We start from the raw sequence: 17,110 nt of genomic DNA, 5'->3' as shown, positions 1-17,110 counted from the left end.
CCTCAAGGAAAGAGGTCGGAGAGGTGACGGCAAAATGCCGCCTGCGGTTTATACCCGAACCTCTTGCGAAAACCATGCTTGGAAACCGGTGGCACCGCTACCAGTCGACGAGAGGTAGCGGCGCGGGGGACATAGTGAAGTCCTGTTACGCCTTCTTGAGTTCGGCGTCACGCAGTTCGCGACGCAGGATCTTGCCGACGTTGGTGGTCGGCAGGCTGTCGCGGAATTCCACCAGCTTGGGTCGCTTGTAGCCGGTGACGTTGTCGTGCATGTGCTTGAGCACCTGCTCGGTGGTGAGGGACGCACCGGGCTTGGGCACCACGAACACCTTGATCTTCTCCCCCGCCACCTCGTCGGGGATACCGATGGCGGCGCACTGCAGCACCCCGGGCAACTGGGAGAGCACCTCTTCCAGCTCGTTGGGATAGACGTTGAAGCCGGACACCAGGATCATGTCCTTCTTGCGATCGACGATGCGCAGATAGCCATCCGGCTCGATCACGGCGATGTCGCCGGTGCGCAGCCAGCCTTCGGCGTCCAGCACCTCGGCGGTGGCCTCGGGACGCAGCCAGTAGCCCTTCATGACCTGGGGGCCCTTGACGCACAGTTCGCCAGGGGTATCGAAGCCCTGGGCCACGCCATCGGCGTCCACCACCTTGCAGTCGGTGCCCGGCACCGGCACGCCGATGGTACCCAGCCGGCGCCGCTCCAGCGGATTGAAGCTCACCACCGGACTGGTCTCGGTCATGCCATAGCCTTCGCAGATGCCGCAGCCGGTCACCTCTTCCCAGCGCAGGGCCACGGATTGCTGCAGCGCCATGCCACCGGAAAAGGTCACCTTGAGCTGGGAGAAATCCAGCTGGCGGAAATCCTCGTTGTTGCACAGGGCGGCGAACAGGGTGTTGAGGCCGACGAAGCCGTTGAAGCGCCACTGCCGCAGTTCCTTGACCAGCGCCGGCAGGTCGCGCGGATTGGTGATCAGGACGTTGTGGTTGCCCTGGATCAGCATGGCCATGCAGTGAATGGTGAAGGCATAGATGTGATAGAGCGGCAGCGGCGCGATCATCACCTGGGCGCCGCCGCCCAGGTATTTGGTCATCAGCACCTGGCACTGCAGCATGTTGGCCACCAGATTGCGGTGGGTCAGCATGGCGCCCTTGGCGATGCCAGTGGTGCCGCCGGTGTACTGCAGCACGGCGACGTCCTCGGCCGCCGGGTCGGCGTCGACGAAATCGACGTGCTCGCCCTTGGTCATGGCATCGACGAAGCGGATGGAATGGGGAATGCGATAGGCCGGCACCATCTTCTTGACGTGGCGGACCACGGCGTTGACCAGCAGGCGCTTGAAGGTCGGCAGCAGGTCGCCGACCTCGGTGATGATGACGTGCCGGATGTCGGTCTGCGGCAGCACCTGTTCGGCCAGGTGCGCCATGTTGGCCAGGCAGACCAGCGCCCGGGCGCCGGAATCCTTGAACTGGTGCTGCATCTCGCGGGCGGTGTACAGCGGGTTGGTGTTGACCACCACCAGGCCGGCACGCATGGCGCCAAAGACCACCACCGGATACTGCAGCACATTGGGCATCTGCACGGCGATGCGATCGCCGGGTTGCAGGTCGGTATGCTTTTGCAGGTAGGCGGCGAACTGACCGGACAGCTCATAGAGTTCGCGGTAGCTCAGGGTGCGGCCCAGGTTGCTGAACGCCGGGCGCTCGGCGTAGGTCTGGCAGGCCTCGCGGAATACCGCCAGGACGTTGCGATAACGGTCCAGGTCTATGTCTGTCTGGATGCCCTCGGGATATTTGTCACTCCAGAAATTCGGCATCATGCAGCCCGCTCCCGCTCTATGGTTATTGTTCGTTGGAGTGCCGTGATCAGCGCTGAACCGGCCCTGCGAGCCTAGCAGCTTTGCCCTGCCCGCAACAGCATCAATATCCGCCCTGAACGTCACCTAATGACCAGATAGTCACTTATGGTCACCTTCTCCCGGGGCTTTTCCGGGCGTCGATTAGCCTCGGGCGGCGAGCCTGGGTAGAATGCCCGGCTTCGCGGCGTCCGCCGCCTTGTCACAGCTGCCGGAGCGCGTCATGAGCCTGACCGAAAACATCCCTTATGAAGCCCTCGAGATCGGCCAGAAGGTGACCGTGACCCGCACCATCGAGCAGCGCGATGTGCTGCTGTTCGCCGCCCTCTCCGGGGACTGCAACCCGCTGCACCTGGACGCCGAATTCGCCGCCAAGACGCTGTTTCGCGAGCCCATCGCCCACGGCATGCTCAGTGGCGCCCTGATCAGCGCCGCGGTGGCCTGCAACCTGCCGGGCCCGGGCACCCTCTATGTCGACCAGACCATGACCTTCGAAAAACCGGTCAAGCTGGGCGATACCCTGACGGTGGAAATCGAGGTGCTGGAAAAGCTGCCGAAGTTTCGCGTGAACCTGGCCACCCGGGTGTTCAACCAGCACGGTGACAAGGTCGTCGACGGGGTCGCCAAGGTGGTCGCCCCGCGCAAGCCGGTGCAGGTGCAGCAGGTCGAACTGCCCCCCGTCACCGTCGGCTGAGTCGCCCTCCCCACCTCAACTCAGATCGGCCAGGCCTCGCTGCAGCGGGGCCTGCAGACTGAAGTCGCTGAACGCCACCTCCATGCCACCCCGCTCCGGGGTGCCACAGACCGGGCCGACCCGGTACTCGGCGGCGACGGGCAGGCTGGCCAGGCGCAGCAGCGGCCAGCGCTGACCGTCGAGCGAGGCCTGGACCCGCAGGGTGCCCTGGGTCAGGGTAATCCTCAGCCACAGCTCTTCGCGCTCGCCCAGCGGTGCGCCTACGGCCAGATCCGAGCGTCCCAGGGTCAGGACGCTGAGCAATTGCGGGGTATCGTCGAAGTAGCCGATGCCGGCCCGCAGCCAGTGCTGCTCGTCGATCCGCACCATCAAGCCGGCATGGTCGCCCTGGTTCTTGCAGCGCGCCGCCACCCGCAGCTGGGCGGTGAAGCCGCTGGTAACCCGGGCGCCGAAGAAGTGGCCACTGTGGCGCTCGCCGCCGTCGTGGGTGTGGTTCCAGAAGTCACTGTGGCGATCGGTGATGACCCGCAGCCGCTCGGGCTCGGCCAGCCAGGTTTCAGGCTCGTTGATCCAGTGGCAGATGTCGAACATGGGGCTCTCCTCGCGTGCTCGCGCTTGGAGTCCCGCCTGCCCCGCAAGTTCGTCTAGACCCCACCTTTGAGGATGGCGGCGGCGATCTGGTTGAGGCCGATCTCCTGCTCCACCGCGCCGAGCTTCATGGCTTCCTTGGGCATGCCGTAGACCACGCAGCTGTCTTCGTCCTGGCCGAGGGTACGGCCACCGACGTCGCGCAACTCCTTGAGGCCACGGGCGCCGTCGTCGCCCATGCCGGTCATGATGATCCCCAGGGCATTGCTGCCGGCGGCCCGCGCCACCGAGCGGAACAGCACGTCCACCGAGGGGCGATGACGACTGACCGGCGGGCCGTCGACCACGTCCACCTGGTACTGGGCACCGCTGCGCTTGAGCAGCATGTGGCGACCACCCGGCGCGATCAGCACCCGTCCCGGCAGGACCCGATCGCCATGCCGCGCTTCGCGCACCTCCAGCTCGCAGAGGCGATCCAGGCGCTCGGCGAAGGCGGCGGTGAAGCGCTCGGGCATGTGCTGGACCACCACGATGCCGGGGCAGACCCGCGGCAGCGAGGTCAGCACCGCTTCCAGGGCCTGGGTGCCGCCGGTGGAGGTACCCAGGGCGACGATGCGCTCGGTAGTGCGCGCCATGGCCGGGCTGCCGCCGGACGGTAGGATGGCGTCGGCGCTGAGCTTGGGCGTCGGCACCACCGGCACGCCACGCGGCGCCAGGCGCTTGAGATTGGCCCGAGCGGCGGCCTTGACCGCGCTGGTGAGGTCGTCCGAGGCGTCCTTGAGGAATTGCTTGAGGTTGGCCTGGGGCTTGGTGACGATGCTGACCGCCCCGGCGGCCATGGCCTGCAGGGTGGTGGCGGCGCCCTTCTCGGTCAGGGTCGAGCAGATCACCACCGGGGTTGGGCGCTCGGCCATGATCTTCTTGAGAAAGGTGATGCCGTCCATGCGCGGCATCTCCACGTCCAGCACGATGACGTCGGGCCATTGCTTGCGCATCTTGTCTTGGGCGAACACCGGGTCGGCGGCGACCCCCAGCACCTCGATGGCCGGATCCTCCGCGAGACTCTGGGCGAGCACCTGCCGCACCACGGCGGAGTCGTCGACGATAAGGACCTTGATCTTGTTCATGGAGTAAGTCTCGTAAGCGGCGGAACATAGGGTAGCTCCACCTGTTGCATGAGCACCCGGCCGTCGACGAGGTCCAGGGACAGTTTGCGATGGCCGGCGCCGCGGACGTGGGTCCGCACCGTGTGGATACCGGCCTGGGCCAATTGCGCCAGCGCCGCCTCGACATTGACGTCGCCAATGTTGCGGACGCGCCCGCGCAGAAGCTGGGGAAACATGTTGCCACCCCCGTAGAGGTGCACCTGGTAGCCGGAGAGATCACCGCCGTGGCGGGCGATCGCCCCCAGCATCAATTGCAGGGATTCGTCGACATAGTGGCCGTCGGCGGGTGCGCCGGGAGCGGCGCGCTGACGCGTGGGCAGCAGCGCATGGGTCATGCCGCCGAGGCGTCGCTGCGGCTGCCAGAAGACAAAGGACACGCAGGAGCCCAGGATGGTCCGGATCCGCAAATCGCCCTGGCCGAAATACCAGTCGCCAGGACGCAAGAACAGTTCCGGCGCGGCTGCCATGGCTAGAGCGGACGTTGATAGATGGAAGGACTGACCATTTTCAGGGCGTCGGTCACCCCGTTGAGGCTCTCGGAATGGCTGACGAAGAAGTAGCCACCGGGTCGCAGGTGGCGAACCAGACGGGCCACCACCTGGCGCTTGGTGGGCACGTCGAAGTAGATCATCACGTTGCGCAGAAAGATGATGTCGAAGGTGCCCAGCTCCGGCAGCGAGTTGTTCAAATTGATCTGGCGAAAGGCGATCCGCGCGGTCAGCCGCGGATCCACCAGAAAGGTGCCGTCGTTCTCGCCCACGCCCTTGAAGCAATAGCGCCGCAACAGCGCCGGCGGGATGTTCTCGGCTTCGGCGAGCGGATACTGGGCGTTGCGCGCCTTGGCCAGCACCCGGGTGCTGAGGTCGGAGGCGACGATTTCCCAGGGGCGCTCGCCCAGCCCTTCGGCCAGGGTCATGGCCAGGGTATAGGGCTCCTCCCCCGAGGAGCAGGCGCCGCTCCACAGCCGCAGCGGCTGGCGTCTGTCCCAGTTCGGCAGCACCTGCTCGCGCAGGAAGTCGAAGTGCTTGGGCTCGCGGAAGAAGTAGGTCTCGTTGGTGGTCAAGAGATCGACCGCCATCTGGCATTCCGCCTGGTCACGCTGGATCAGCTGGAAATAGGCGTCGTAGCTGGGCGTGCCGCGCTGGCGCACGCGCTTGGCCAGGCGACCGCTCACCAGCGGGCGCTTGGCATCGGACATGCTGATGCCGGCGACCCGGAAGATGAAGCTGCGAAACTGGCGGAATTCGCTGTCGGTCAGCGCGGGGAGTTCCATGGCCGGCGACTCAGGCAGCCGTCATGGCGGCGAGCTGGGCGAGATCGTCTGCGCCCAGGACCCGATCCATGTCGAGCAAGATGACGAAACCGGCACCCTGCTTGGCCATGCCGAGGATGAAGTCGGTGCGGATCGAGGCGCCGAAGCGCGGCGCCGGCTCGATGCCGTCGGCGGCGATCTCCAGCACCTCGCAGACCGCGTCCACCACGATGCCGAACACCTGGGGGCCGCCGTCGACCTGGATCTCCAGCACCACGATGCAGCTGCGGCGGGAGGTCTCGGTCACCTCGTTGCGAAAGCGCACGCCGAGGTCCATGACCGGCACGGCGGCGCCGCGCAGGTTGATGACGCCACGGATCGCCGGCGGCAGCATGGGCACCGTGGTGACCGCGCCGTACTCGATGATCTCCCGCACGCAACTGGTGTTCACGCCGTAGAGATCACCGGCGAGCTGAAAGGTCAGAAACTGGCGCAATAGCATCAGGCTTGCTCCTCGAAACGGGCGAAACCGGCCGGCACGCTGCCACGGGGCGCACGCCGGGGTGAATCGATCAGTGCCGAAGCGCGCTCGGCCAGGCTCGGACCCGAGTGCTTGGCACCGGGACGGGTGACCTGCTGGGCCACCGGCGAACCGCTCAGGGTGAAGTATTCCATCATCTGCTGGAGCTGCTCGGCCTGGCCGCTCATCTCTTCCGCGGTGGCGGCCAGCTCTTCGGACGCCGAGGCGTTCTGCTGGGTGATCTGGCTGAGCTGCAGCATGGCGCCATTGATCTGCTCGACCCCGGCGCTCTGCTCTTCGGAGGCCGCGGTGATTTCCTGCACCAGGTCGGAGGTCTTGTTGATGGAAGGCACCATCTCGCTCAGCAGGGAACCGGCGCGCTCGGCCAGGGCGACGCTGCTCTTGGCCACGGTACCGATTTCCTGGGCGGCGACCTGGCTGCGTTCGGCCAGCTTGCGCACCTCGGCGGCCACCACGGCGAAGCCCTTGCCGTGCTCGCCGGCACGGGCGGCCTCGATGGCGGCGTTGAGCGCCAGCAGGTTGGTCTGGTAGGCGATATCGTCGACGATGCCGATCTTGTCGGCGATGGTCTTCATGGCCACCAGGGTCTCGCGCACGGCCTGGCCGCCCTCGTCCGCTTCCCGCGCGGCCTTGCCGGCCATGCCGTCGGTGACCTTGGCGTTCTCGGTGTTCTGGGCGATGGAGGCCGACATCTGCTCGATGCTGGCGCTGGTTTCCTCGACGGAGGCGGCCTGCTCGGTGCTGGCCTGGCTCATGCTCTGGGCGGTGGCCGAAACCTCTTCGGAGGCGCTGGCCAGGCCATCGGCCGAGCTGCGCACGTCACTGATGATCTGCGCCAGGGTGGTGGTCATGGTGTGCACGGCGGCCAGCATGCTGGTGGTATCGCCCTCGCGGGTCGTTACCTCGACGCTCAGGTCGCCGCGGGCGACGCGCTGCACCACCTCGGCGGCATAGGCGGGTTCACCACCCAGCTGCCGGATCAGGCTGCGGGTGATCAGGTAGCCGAGCAGGATGGAGATCAGGACTGCCACCGTACCTATCACGATCATCAGATTGCGGGCATCTACATAGGCGTCGGTCGCCGCTTCACCAGCTTCCTGCATGCGCTGGGCCTGCAGGTCGTTCAGGGCGCCAAGGGCGGCCACCAGCTCGTTGTTGTTGGGGGCGAAGACGTTCAGCAGATAGTCACGAGCCTGGCCGCGGTCGGTGTCCAGCAGGCGAAAGAATTCGCCGTACTTGTCCTGCAGGCGCTGACGGGCATCCACGGCAGCGGCCAGCTTCTGCTTGCCTTCGTCGCTGGTGATCTTCTTCTGCAGATCGGCAAGGATCTCGCCGTTGCCCGAACGGACCTTGGCGATGTCTTCCTTGGTCTTGGCCAGGGCACGCTCATCGTCCAGCAGCAGCAGGTTGCGCATCAGGCGGCCGCTGTCCAGGGTGTTGCGCACCAGGGTGTTGGCCTGGACGGTCATGGGGAAACGGAATTTCGACATGTTGTCAGCCGAGTCCTTCATGGTGCCCATGTTGAGCAGGGCGACGCCCATGACCAGCAGCAGCATCAGGATGGCGGTCCCGAAACCGATCGCCAGCTTGGTCGAGACGCGAAGAGTGTTCAGCATGGTGGAAGCGCCTCCGGCGCCGGTTACGACTGTTTCGTTTTAGAGGCGCCGGTTACCGTCGCCCGTGCAAGGCGGGGATGTCTCAGCTGGCGGCCTGGGCCAGGCTCGCCAGTTCCTGCACATCCAGTACCTGGGCCACGTCGAGCAGGGTCAGAAAGCCGTCCTCGGACTTAACCATGCCGGCGATGAAGTGCGGCGCCAGGCGACTGCCAAAGGCCGGCGCCGGACGGATGTCCGCCGCGGCGATTTCCAGCACCTCGCTCACCGCATCCACCACCACGCCCAGCACCTGGGTGTCTTCGTCGGCGCACACTTCCAGGATGACGATGCAGGTCCGCGGGCCGACCCGGGTCGGTCGCCCGCCGAAGCGGGCTTCCAGATCGACCACCGGGACCACGGCGCCGCGCAGGTTGATCACCCCGCGAATGCAGGCCGGCATCAGCGGGACCTGGGTCAGCTGGCCGAACTCGATGATCTCGCGCACCGCGAGGGTATCCACCGCATAGGTTTCCCCATCGACCACGAAGGTCAGGTGCTGATGGCCGAGGTGTTCGTGGGCGATGTCGCCAAGGGTCAGGGCTGTCATGACGCCATTACTCCGGGAAGCGGACGTAACCGTCCGGCAGGCCGCCCGCGGCCATCTGCGGACGACGCGGGGTTGGCTGGGCCGTGCGGCTGGCGACCGGGCGCGTCTGCTCGATGGCACGCTCCAAGTCCTGGACCGCACGACCCTCGCCAGTGTGGAAGAAGCCCATCAGGCGCTGCAGCTGCTCGGCCTGACCGCTCATTTCTTCGGCGGTCGCGGCCAGCTCTTCCGAGGCCGAGGCGTTCTGTTGCGTGATCTGGTTGAGTTGCAGCATGGCGCTATTGATCTGAGTGACTCCGCTACTCTGTTCTTCGGACGCAGCGGCGATTTCCTGTACCAGATCGGAGGTCTTGCTGATGGACGGTACCATTTCGTCGAGCAGTGACCCGGCGCGCTCGGCCAGGGCCACGCTGCTCTTGGCCACGGTGCCGATTTCCTGGGCGGCGATCTGGCTGCGTTCGGCCAGCTTGCGCACCTCGGCGGCCACCACGGCGAAGCCCTTGCCATGCTCGCCGGCGCGGGCCGCCTCGATGGCGGCGTTGAGCGCCAGCAGGTTGGTCTGGTAGGCGATGTCGTCGACGATGCCAATCTTCTCGGCGATGGTCTTCATGGCGACCAGGGTCTCACCCACCGCTTCGCCGCCTTCGTTGGCCTCGCGCGCGGCCTTGCCGGCCATGCCGTCGGTAACCTTGGCGTTTTCGGTGTTCTGGGCGATGGAAGCCGACATCTGCTCGACGCTGGCGCTGGTCTCCTCGACCGAGGCGGCCTGTTCGGTACTGGCCTGGCTCATGCTCTGGGCGGTGGCGGAGATCTCTTCCGAGGCACTGGCCAGGGCATCGGCGGACAGGCGCACGTCGCCGATGATCTGGTTCAGCTTGCCCACGGTGCCGTTGATCGACTCCTTGAGCTCCAGCAACTGGCCCTGGTAGTCACCGCGCACGGTGCGGCTCAGGTCGCCCTGGGCGAGCCCGGCCATGACGCCCATGGCTTCGTTGACCGGGGCGACGATGGCGTCGAGGGTGCCGTTGATGCCGGCGACGATGCGGCGGAAGTCGCCCTGGTGGGCACTGGCATCGGCACGGGTATCGAGGCGACCGGCCATGGCCGCCTGGCTCAGTTGATTGGCGTCTTCGACCAGGCGCTGGATGTTGCCGCGGACCTGTTCAAGGTTGTCGTTGATCACCGCCTTCTGGCCGGGGAAGCGCTCCAGCGCCACCGACAGATCGCCCTCGCCAAAGCTCTTGACGCAGGCCATGGCCTTGGCGGAATCACTGAGGTGGCCGGCGACCATGCCGTTGACCCCTTCGGCCATGTTGCGATAGGCACCCTGGAAGCGCTCGGCCGGGATGCGCACCACGGTTTCGCCGCGGTCGTGGGCCGCCGACATGCTGCTCATTTCGCCGATCAGGCCGCGCAGGGTGGTGACCATGTTCTGCATGGCCGCCATCAGGCTGGTCTTGTCGTCGCCGCGCAGCTTGATGTCATCGGGCAGATCCCCGGCGGCCACACGGCCGGCCAGGGTCGCCACCGCGGCCGGCTCACCGCCCAGCTGACGCAGCAGGTTGCGGGTGATGAAGAAGCCCAGCAGGGCCACGGCCAGCAGGGTCGCCAGGGCGATGGACAGGGCCAGCCAGGTGGCTTCGACCTTGGTCTTCTGGGCGACCTGCACGCCCTGCTGCGCGAGGCTCTCGTTGTAGCCGACGTGCTCGTCGAGGGCCTTGTTGATGGCCAGCATCACGTCGGTGCGGCTGCGCATCAGAGCCTGGGCGTCGTCGTTGCGATTCTGCCGCGACAGGGCGATGACCTGGTCGCCCAGGTTGAACAGCGCCGTGAAGGCGGCGCGATCGGCGGCCAGCAGGCCACGATCGCGGTCGTCCGAGACCAGCGTCTCGTACTTGGCGAGACTCTGGCCAATGCGTTCCTTGGCCGTGGCCAGATCCTGCTCGGCGGCGGTCATGGCTTCGCTGCTGGTCGACAGCACGTGGCGATAGATGCCCACCACGTAGTCGGAGCGGCTGTCATTGACCTCGCCGAGTGCCTTGAGGCTGGGAACGGTGTTGTCGTTGCCGTAGTTGGCCGCCTGGAACACCTGGTCGATTTCGTATTGCCCGGTGCCGGCCAGTACCAGGATGCCCAGTAACGCGGACAGCACCAGCAGCAGCATTTTCTTGATGACGGTCATGTCGATGGTCTCAAAAAGGCCACCCGCAGGTGGCCGTAGGATAGGGGTCAGGATTCGAAGGGGACGTAGCCGTCAGGCACGCCCGAGGTACCCGTACGCAGTGCCTTGCCCGGGACCTGCATGGCCTTCGGCCGCGAGGCCTCCAGCGCGCGCTCCAGGTCCTGTACCACCCGGCTTTCGCCGGTATTGAAGAAGCCCATCAGGCGCTGCAGCTGCTCCGCCTGGGTACTCATTTCTTCGGCGGTGCCGGCCAGCTCCTCGGACGCCGACGCGTTCTGCTGGGTGATCTGGCTCAGTTGCAGCATGGCGCCGTTGATCTGGCTCACCCCGCTGCTCTGTTCTTCGCTGGCCGAGGCGATTTCCTGGACCAGGTCGGAGGTCTTGCTGATGGACGGCACCATTTGTTCCAGCAAAGTGCCGGCGCGTTCGGCCAGGGCCACGCTGCTCTTGGCCACGGTGCCGATTTCCTGGGCCGCGACCTGGCTGCGTTCGGCCAGCTTGCGCACCTCGGCGGCCACCACGGCGAAGCCCTTGCCATGCTCCCCGGCACGGGCGGCCTCGATGGCGGCGTTGAGCGCCAGCAGATTGGTCTGGTAGGCGATGTCGTCGACGATGCCGATCTTGTCGGCGATGGTCTTCATGGCCACCAGGGTCTCGCTGACGGCCTGACCACCCTCCCCGGCTTCCCGCGCGGCCTTGCCGGCCATGCCATCGGTGACCTTGGCGTTCTCGGTGTTCTGGGCGATGGAGGCCGACATCTGTTCGACACTGGCGCTGGTCTCTTCGACCGAAGCCGCCTGTTCAGTGCTGGCCTGGCTCATGCTCTGGGCAGTGGCGGAGATCTCTTCCGAGGCGCTGGCCAAGGAGTCGGCCGACAGACGCACGTCGCCGATGATCTGGTTCAGCTTGCCGACGGTGCCGTTGATCGACTCCTTGAGCTCCAGCAACTGGCCCTGGTAGTCACCGCGCACGGTGCGGCTCAGGTCCCCCTGGGCGAGCCCGGCCATGACGCCCATGGCTTCGTTGACTGGCGCCACGATGGCGTCGAGGGTGCCGTTGATGCCGGCGACGATGCGGCGGAAATCGCCCTGGTGGGCACTGGCATCGGCGCGGGTATCGAGACGACCGGCCATGGCCGCCTGGCTCAGTTGGTTGGCGTCTTCGACCAGGCGCTGGATGTTGTCGCGGACCTGTTCGAGGTTGTCGTTGATCACCGCTTTCTGCCCGGGGAAGCGCTCCAGCGCCACCGACAGATCGCCCTCGCCAAAGCGCTTGACGCAGGCCATGGCCTTGGCGGAATCGCTCAGGTGGCCGGCGACCATGGCGTTGACGCCTTCGGCCATGCCACGGAAGGTGCCCTGGAAGCGCTCGACGGGGATGCGCGCATCGGTGTCGCCGCGATCATGGGCGGCGGACAGCTGCACCATCTCCGCCACCAGCAGCTGGATGTTGTCGCGGACCTGCTCGAGGTTGTCGTTGATCACCGCCTTCTTGCCGGGGAACCGCTCCAGCGGCGCAGCCAGATCGCCCTCGCCGAAGCGCTTGACGCAGGCCATGGCCTTGGCGGAATCGCTGAGGTGGCCGGCGACCATGGCGTTGACGCCCTCGGCGACGTTGCGGAAGGTGCCCTGGAAGCGCTCCAGCGGAATGCGCGCCTCGGTCTCGCCGCGATCGTGCTCGCTGGCCATGGTGCTCATCTCCTGCACGAGACCGCGCAGGGTCACCACCATGCGCTGCATGGCGGCCATCAGGCTGGACTCGTCGCCGGCACGCAGCTGCAGATCATCGGGCAGGTCGCCCGCGGCGGTGCGGTTGGCGACCTTGGCCACCTCGGCCGGCTCGCCGCCCAGCTGGCGCAGCAGGTTGCGGGTGATGAAGAAGCCGAGCAGACCGATCAGCAGCAGGGTGGCCAGGGAGATGCCGATCGACAGCAGCGTGGCCTGAGTGAGGGTGCCTTCCGCCAGGCTGGATTGTTCCGCGCCCAGCTTCTGGTTGTAGAGGCGATGGGCGTCAAGGACATCCCCGACATGGGTGATGATCTCCTGGTTTTCGCCCAGCAGCCGCTTGACCTCGTCATCCAGGCTGGCGCGCGACAGCGGGATCACCTTGGCGGCGAGCTGGTTAAGCGCGGCGATGGCCTGCTTGTCGTCTTCCCACAGGCGTTTGTCGGTCTCGTCGGAGATCTGCCCCTCGTAGGCCTTGAGCGCCTCTTCGGTCAGCCGCTGCGATTCGCCGAGTTCCTTTTCGGCCTGCCGGGTGGCGGCTTCGCCATCGGCGGCGAGGTGGCGATAGATGTTGGTGATGACATCGGCGGAATGGGCGTCGACGGCGTCGATGCCCAGAATGGCCGGCACGGTATCGTCGTTGCCGAAATTGGCTCGTTCGAACACCTGGTGCAATTGGTAGTAAGCCAGCCCTGCCAGCAGGATGATGCCAAGCAACGCGGAAAGGACCAGCAGGGACATACGTTTGGTAACGGTCATGGACTCGAATTCCTTGTCGGTCAGGTCAGCACGGGAGCGTGGACTGGAGCAGTAACGCTGGTAGACGCGGCCTCTCCTATCAGGCCGGGCACGTTGAGGATCAGCGCCACGGCGCCGGTACCCAGGATGGTGAAACCGCCCAGGCTGCGGTTGTGGCCGAACAGCGGACCGAGCGGCTTGATCACCGTCTGGAATTCGCCGAGCAACTGATCGACCACCAGACCGGCGCGCTGGCCGGCATAGCGCACCACCACCACGTTCTGCCGCCGCGGCGGCGCTTCCTCGATGGCGAACAGCTGGCGCAGGCGCAGCACCGGCAGCACCTCGCCGCGCAGGTCGAGGTAGTCGTTGCCGTTGGCCTGGACACTGGCCGCCTCGGTCAGCTCGATGCACTCCTCCACCGCCTCCAGGGGCACCACGTAGGTAGCCTTGCCGACGCCGATGAGGAAGCCGTCGATGATCGCCAGGGTCAGGGGCAGGCGAATGGTCACCGTGGTGCCGCGGCCTTCCTCGCTGGTGAGATCGACGCTGCCGCGCAGGGCGGTGATGTTCTTTTTCACCACGTCCATGCCGACGCCGCGACCGGACAGGTTGCTGATCTGCTCGGCGGTGGAGAAGCCCGGTTCGAAGATCAGGTTGAACACGTCCTTGTCGGCCAGCACCTGGCCCTCGGCGATCAGGCCGCGCTCGGTCGCCTTGCGCAGGATGCGCTCGCGCGACAGACCGCCGCCGTCGTCGGTGACCTCGATGACGATGCTGCTCGACTCGTGATAGGCATTGAGCCCCACGGTGCCCTGGGCCGGCTTGCCTCGCGCCAGGCGCAGCTCGGCGGATTCGATGCCATGGTCCATGGCGTTGCGGATCAGGTGGGTCAGTGGATCGCCGATCTTTTCCACCACGGTCTTGTCCAGCTCGGTCTCGCCGCCGCTGATGCGCAGGGCGATGTCCTTGCCGATTTCCTTGGAGACGTCGCGGACCACGCGCTGGAAGCGGTTGAAGGTGGTGCCGATCTGCACCATGCGCAGGGTCAGGGCGGTGTCGCGGACCTCTTCCACCAGGCGCGACAGCACCCCGGTGGATTCCACCAGAGCCGCCAGACCGCTCTGCTGGGCGATCAGCTGGGTCCCGGCACCGGCGATGATCAGCTCGCCGATGAGATCGATCAGCTGATCGAGCTTGGTCGCGTCGATACGGATCAGCTGGCCTTCGCCGGCCGGCGCGCGCTGCTCCTTGATCTTGCGCTGCTTGTTCAGGGCCGCATCCACCACCGGCGGATTGACCAGCTGGGCCTCCACCAGGGCTTCGCCGATGGGCTGGCGCGGCGTCGCCGGATCGGCCTGGCGACGCAGCACCTCGTCCAGCTCGGTGGCGGTCAGGGTGCCGCAGCGCACCAGGATCTCGCCCAGGCGCAGGTCTTCTTCGGCCAAGTCGTCGATCAGCTGACAGTAGTCGCTGCTGCGGCTGTGCGGCGGCAGGATGCGGATCTGGCTGTCCTCGCGGACGAATTCGAAGGCCGCCTCGATGGTCGCCTTGTCGGCGTCGCTGTCGAAGGCGACCTCGAAGCCCAGGTAGCAGGTCTCCGGGTCCATCTCCGCCGCGGCCGGGATGGCGTCGGTCAGGGTGACGATGTTGACGATGCGGCCAAAGCTGTTGAGGTAGCGCACGAAGGCCAACGGATCCATGCCATTGCGCAGCATGTCCGGACCGAAGCGCAGCGACAGGTGCCAGTGGCCGGCGGCGACACCATCGACCGGTGCCGCCAGGCTACGGGCGGTGGCGGCCGGCTGGACCGCCTTGGCGCTCGGCTGCAGATAGTGCTCCAGGCGCTGCACCAGCACGGCGCCGGCGGCCTGGAAGTCGGGCTCCGGCTCGCTGCCGGACGATACCCGGGCGATCAGGCCGTTGAGGTGGTCGCAGACCTCCAGGAACAGCGCCGACAGGGTCTCGTCGAAGGCCAGCTCATTGCTGCGGATGCGGTCGAGCACGCTTTCGGCGACATGGGTGAAGGCCACCACATGGTCCAGGCCGAACAGCCCGGCCGAACCCTTGATGGTGTGGGCGGCGCGAAAGATGGCATTGATCAGCTCGACGTCATCCGGCGCCTGCTCGATCTGCAGCAGCGCGGCTTCCATCTGCTGCAGCAATTCCTCGCTCTCGGCGATGAATGTCTTGAGGATCTCGTCCATGTTCATGCGGCAACACCTTCCGCGGCGGCCGCGGTAAAGAAGTCGGCAAGACCTGCCAGCTCCAGCAGTTCGGTGACGGCGGGGCTGGGGTCGACCAGTTCGAGGCTGCCGCCCAGACGCTGCGCCTCGCGGTGGGCCAGCAGCAGCAACTGCAGACCCGCGGAGTCGAATTCATCGACCTCGGCCAGTTCCAGCGCCACGGTGACCCCGGCGGTCAGGGGCTCCATCAGCAGCGGCTTGCTGTCGGCCGCGGTGTAGATGGTCAGCGGCCCGGTAAGGGGCAAGCGGGTACGAACGATGTCGTTCATGGGGGCAGCCTCCGGGGCCATCAGGGCATGATCAGCTTGGAAACCGCCGCCAGCATCTGCGCCGGCTGGAACGGCTTGACCATCCAGGCCTTGGCACCGGCGGCCTGGCCGGCGGCCTTCTTGGCAGCATCGGATTCGGTGGTGAGCATGATCACCGGGGTGAACTTGTAGGCCGGCAGCTTCTTGGCCGCGGTGACGAAGGTGATGCCGTCCATGTTGGGCATGTTCACGTCGCTGATGATCAGGTGCACCTTGCGCCCGTCCAGCTTGGTCAGGGCATCGCGGCCGTCGCAGCCTTCGATGACGTCGTAGCCCGCGCTTTTCAGGGTCATGGACACCACTTGGCGGATGGAGATGGAGTCGTCGACGATCAGAATGGTCTTGTTGCTCATGACAGCTTTCCTTAAAAGAACGTGATATCGGATTCGGCGGGGGCGGCGGCCGGTCGCTTGCCGTGGTGCACGGCGACCTGCTCGGCCATGGTGTAGGTGCGGGCCAGGTCGGCGAGCCAGCCGCGGGTGTCGAGGGTCGGCAGCGGCTGACCGCTGGCGGCCAGGGCGCGACGGTCGATCACCAGGCGCTCGAGGCGGGCCTGGTCGTCACGGATGTGGCCGAGCATCTGGCTGACGCGATCCTGGAATTGCAGGGCGACCAGCACCTCGGCGATGGCGCCGCCCACGGCTGCGGCGTTGTCGGCCAGGGCATCGCTGCGCTCGACCACGTCACGGGTGGTGCCGCCAAAGGTGCCGATGACCTGTTCGATGGTCTCGCCGGACTGGTTCAGGGTGCCGGTGTCGCGCTCGGCGTGGAGCTGCGAAAGCTCCAAGGTGCGGGCGATGGCGCCGTTCACCGTTTCCACGGTTTCGCCGATCTTCTGCCCGGTATCGCCGGACAGGGTGGAGAGCTTGCGCACCTCGTCGGCGACCACCGCGAAACCGCGCCCGGCTTCACCGGCACGGGCGGCTTCGATGGCGGCGTTGAGGGCCAGCAGGTTGGTCTGGCGCGCCACGTCGCCGACGTCCTTGGCCATGCTCTTGAGCTGTTCGGTCAGGCCGGCCAGGCCGTTGATTTCGTTGAGCAGCGCGCCCTTGCTGGACAGCGCCTCGCGCAAGGCCTGGAGGATGCCGTCCAACTGGTTCTGGCTGCTGGCCATGAGGTTGACCAGGCGATCGCCGCTGCCGTGATCGGCGCCGGCCACGCTGTGGATGCGGTCGGCCAGTTCGGCGAAGCGACTGGTCAGGCTGACGATTTCCTGCTCGGTGTGGGCCCGCGCGGCTTCGATCTGCTCGGACCAGACTGGCAGTACAGCCACGCAAAGCGCTTCGAGGGCTTCGTCTCGACCGCTGGCGGGGCTCTGGCTCACGGCCTGCTCGGCGGCGCACTCTGCCTGGCGCGCCTGGGCGTGACGCAGTTGCCAGAAGCCCAGCCCGGCGGCCAGGACCACCTGGGTGGCACTCAGGGCCAGGGTGGTCGGCGTCACGCCGCCCACGAACAGGATTGCCCCGGTGCTGCATGCACCGAGCAATGCAGGAGTGAAGGTAAGGTCGACGAGCGAGGGCGAAGAAGAGGCGTGTTCCACAGGAGGGTACCGGTCTAGACGCCAGCGAAGGCGGGAAGGTGTGACCGGGTTATCAGCTCTGGAACGCT

The 17,110-nt window shown here is 66.5% G+C and carries 14 protein-coding genes and 2 pseudogenes; 1 reads left to right on the top strand and 15 read right to left on the bottom strand.

The window, feature by feature from the left end; all coding sequences use genetic code 11:
- Positions 1-145: 145 nt before the first annotated feature.
- Positions 146-1,825 carry a long-chain fatty acid--CoA ligase gene (locus QKY98_RS21095; RefSeq protein ID WP_007162138.1) on the bottom strand — a complete coding sequence of 560 codons (1,680 nt, stop codon included), beginning with the start codon at positions 1,823-1,825 and terminating at the stop codon, positions 146-148.
- A 259-nt stretch (positions 1,826-2,084) separates the two neighbouring features.
- Between QKY98_RS21095 and QKY98_RS21090 the strand changes: the two genes are divergently transcribed.
- A complete protein-coding gene (locus QKY98_RS21090; protein ID WP_007162137.1) occupies positions 2,085-2,555 on the top strand; it encodes a MaoC family dehydratase in 471 nt (156 codons plus the stop codon).
- A gap of 15 nt (positions 2,556-2,570) precedes the next feature.
- On the opposite strand, the gene QKY98_RS21085 is transcribed toward QKY98_RS21090, so the two are convergent.
- The 14 genes and pseudogenes from QKY98_RS21085 to QKY98_RS21025 form a co-directional block, all read right to left on the bottom strand.
- Entirely contained in the window at positions 2,571-3,146 is a 576-nt protein-coding gene (locus tag QKY98_RS21085) for a DUF1349 domain-containing protein (protein ID WP_027597649.1), read from the bottom strand.
- A 53-nt stretch (positions 3,147-3,199) separates the two neighbouring features.
- Positions 3,200-4,270: a protein-glutamate methylesterase/protein-glutamine glutaminase gene (locus QKY98_RS21080; RefSeq protein ID WP_027597648.1), complete on the bottom strand. Its 1,071-nt coding sequence runs from the start codon at positions 4,268-4,270 to the stop codon at positions 3,200-3,202.
- Positions 4,267-4,752, bottom strand: a complete 486-nt coding sequence (locus QKY98_RS21075) for a chemotaxis protein CheD (protein ID WP_284671535.1) — start codon at positions 4,750-4,752, stop codon at positions 4,267-4,269. The genes QKY98_RS21080 and QKY98_RS21075 overlap by 4 nt, the downstream gene beginning before the upstream one ends.
- 26 nt (positions 4,753-4,778) lie before the next feature.
- Positions 4,779-5,582 (bottom strand): CheR family methyltransferase, encoded by an 804-nt coding sequence (locus QKY98_RS21070; protein WP_027597646.1) that lies wholly within the window; start codon positions 5,580-5,582, stop codon positions 4,779-4,781.
- 10 nt (positions 5,583-5,592) lie between these two features.
- Positions 5,593-6,063, bottom strand: coding sequence for a chemotaxis protein CheW (locus QKY98_RS21065; protein WP_027601273.1), 471 nt, complete (start codon positions 6,061-6,063; stop codon positions 5,593-5,595).
- Positions 6,063-7,718 (bottom strand): methyl-accepting chemotaxis protein, encoded by a 1,656-nt coding sequence (locus tag QKY98_RS21060; RefSeq protein ID WP_284671534.1) that lies wholly within the window; start codon positions 7,716-7,718, stop codon positions 6,063-6,065. Before QKY98_RS21060 ends, QKY98_RS21065 begins: the two co-directional genes overlap by 1 nt.
- A gap of 82 nt (positions 7,719-7,800) precedes the next feature.
- Positions 7,801-8,304 (bottom strand): chemotaxis protein CheW, encoded by a 504-nt coding sequence (locus QKY98_RS21055; RefSeq protein WP_027597644.1) that lies wholly within the window; start codon positions 8,302-8,304, stop codon positions 7,801-7,803.
- Positions 8,305-8,311: 7 nt separating this feature from the next.
- Complete coding sequence (locus tag QKY98_RS21050) at positions 8,312-10,486, bottom strand: HAMP domain-containing methyl-accepting chemotaxis protein (RefSeq protein WP_284671533.1); 2,175 nt, start codon at positions 10,484-10,486, stop codon at positions 8,312-8,314.
- A gap of 187 nt (positions 10,487-10,673) precedes the next feature.
- Positions 10,674-11,391, bottom strand: a pseudogene (locus tag QKY98_RS24080) (methyl-accepting chemotaxis protein); the annotation flags it as partial.
- A gap of 54 nt (positions 11,392-11,445) precedes the next feature.
- Positions 11,446-12,969, bottom strand: a pseudogene (locus QKY98_RS24075) (MCP four helix bundle domain-containing protein); the annotation flags it as partial.
- Between the two features lie 20 nt (positions 12,970-12,989).
- On the bottom strand, positions 12,990-15,161 hold the full coding sequence (locus tag QKY98_RS21040; RefSeq protein WP_144960515.1) for a chemotaxis protein CheA: 2,172 nt from the start codon (positions 15,159-15,161) through the stop codon (positions 12,990-12,992).
- Positions 15,158-15,463 carry an STAS domain-containing protein gene (locus QKY98_RS21035; RefSeq protein WP_027601278.1) on the bottom strand — a complete coding sequence of 102 codons (306 nt, stop codon included), beginning with the start codon at positions 15,461-15,463 and terminating at the stop codon, positions 15,158-15,160. Before QKY98_RS21035 ends, QKY98_RS21040 begins: the two co-directional genes overlap by 4 nt.
- Before the next feature lie 20 nt (positions 15,464-15,483).
- The gene (locus QKY98_RS21030; RefSeq protein ID WP_007162125.1) at positions 15,484-15,855 is read right to left on the bottom strand and encodes a response regulator; all 372 of its coding nucleotides are present in this window, start codon (positions 15,853-15,855) and stop codon (positions 15,484-15,486) included.
- A gap of 11 nt (positions 15,856-15,866) precedes the next feature.
- Positions 15,867-16,616, bottom strand: a complete 750-nt coding sequence (locus QKY98_RS21025) for a methyl-accepting chemotaxis protein (RefSeq protein ID WP_237709571.1) — start codon at positions 16,614-16,616, stop codon at positions 15,867-15,869.
- Positions 16,617-17,110 lie beyond the last annotated feature (494 nt).

Source organism: Pseudomonas sp. HR1, from assembly GCF_030175875.1.
In the GTDB taxonomy this organism is placed as follows: domain Bacteria; phylum Pseudomonadota; class Gammaproteobacteria; order Pseudomonadales; family Pseudomonadaceae; genus Chryseomonas; species Chryseomonas oryzihabitans.
This window is presented reverse-complemented; position numbering and strand designations above follow the sequence as displayed.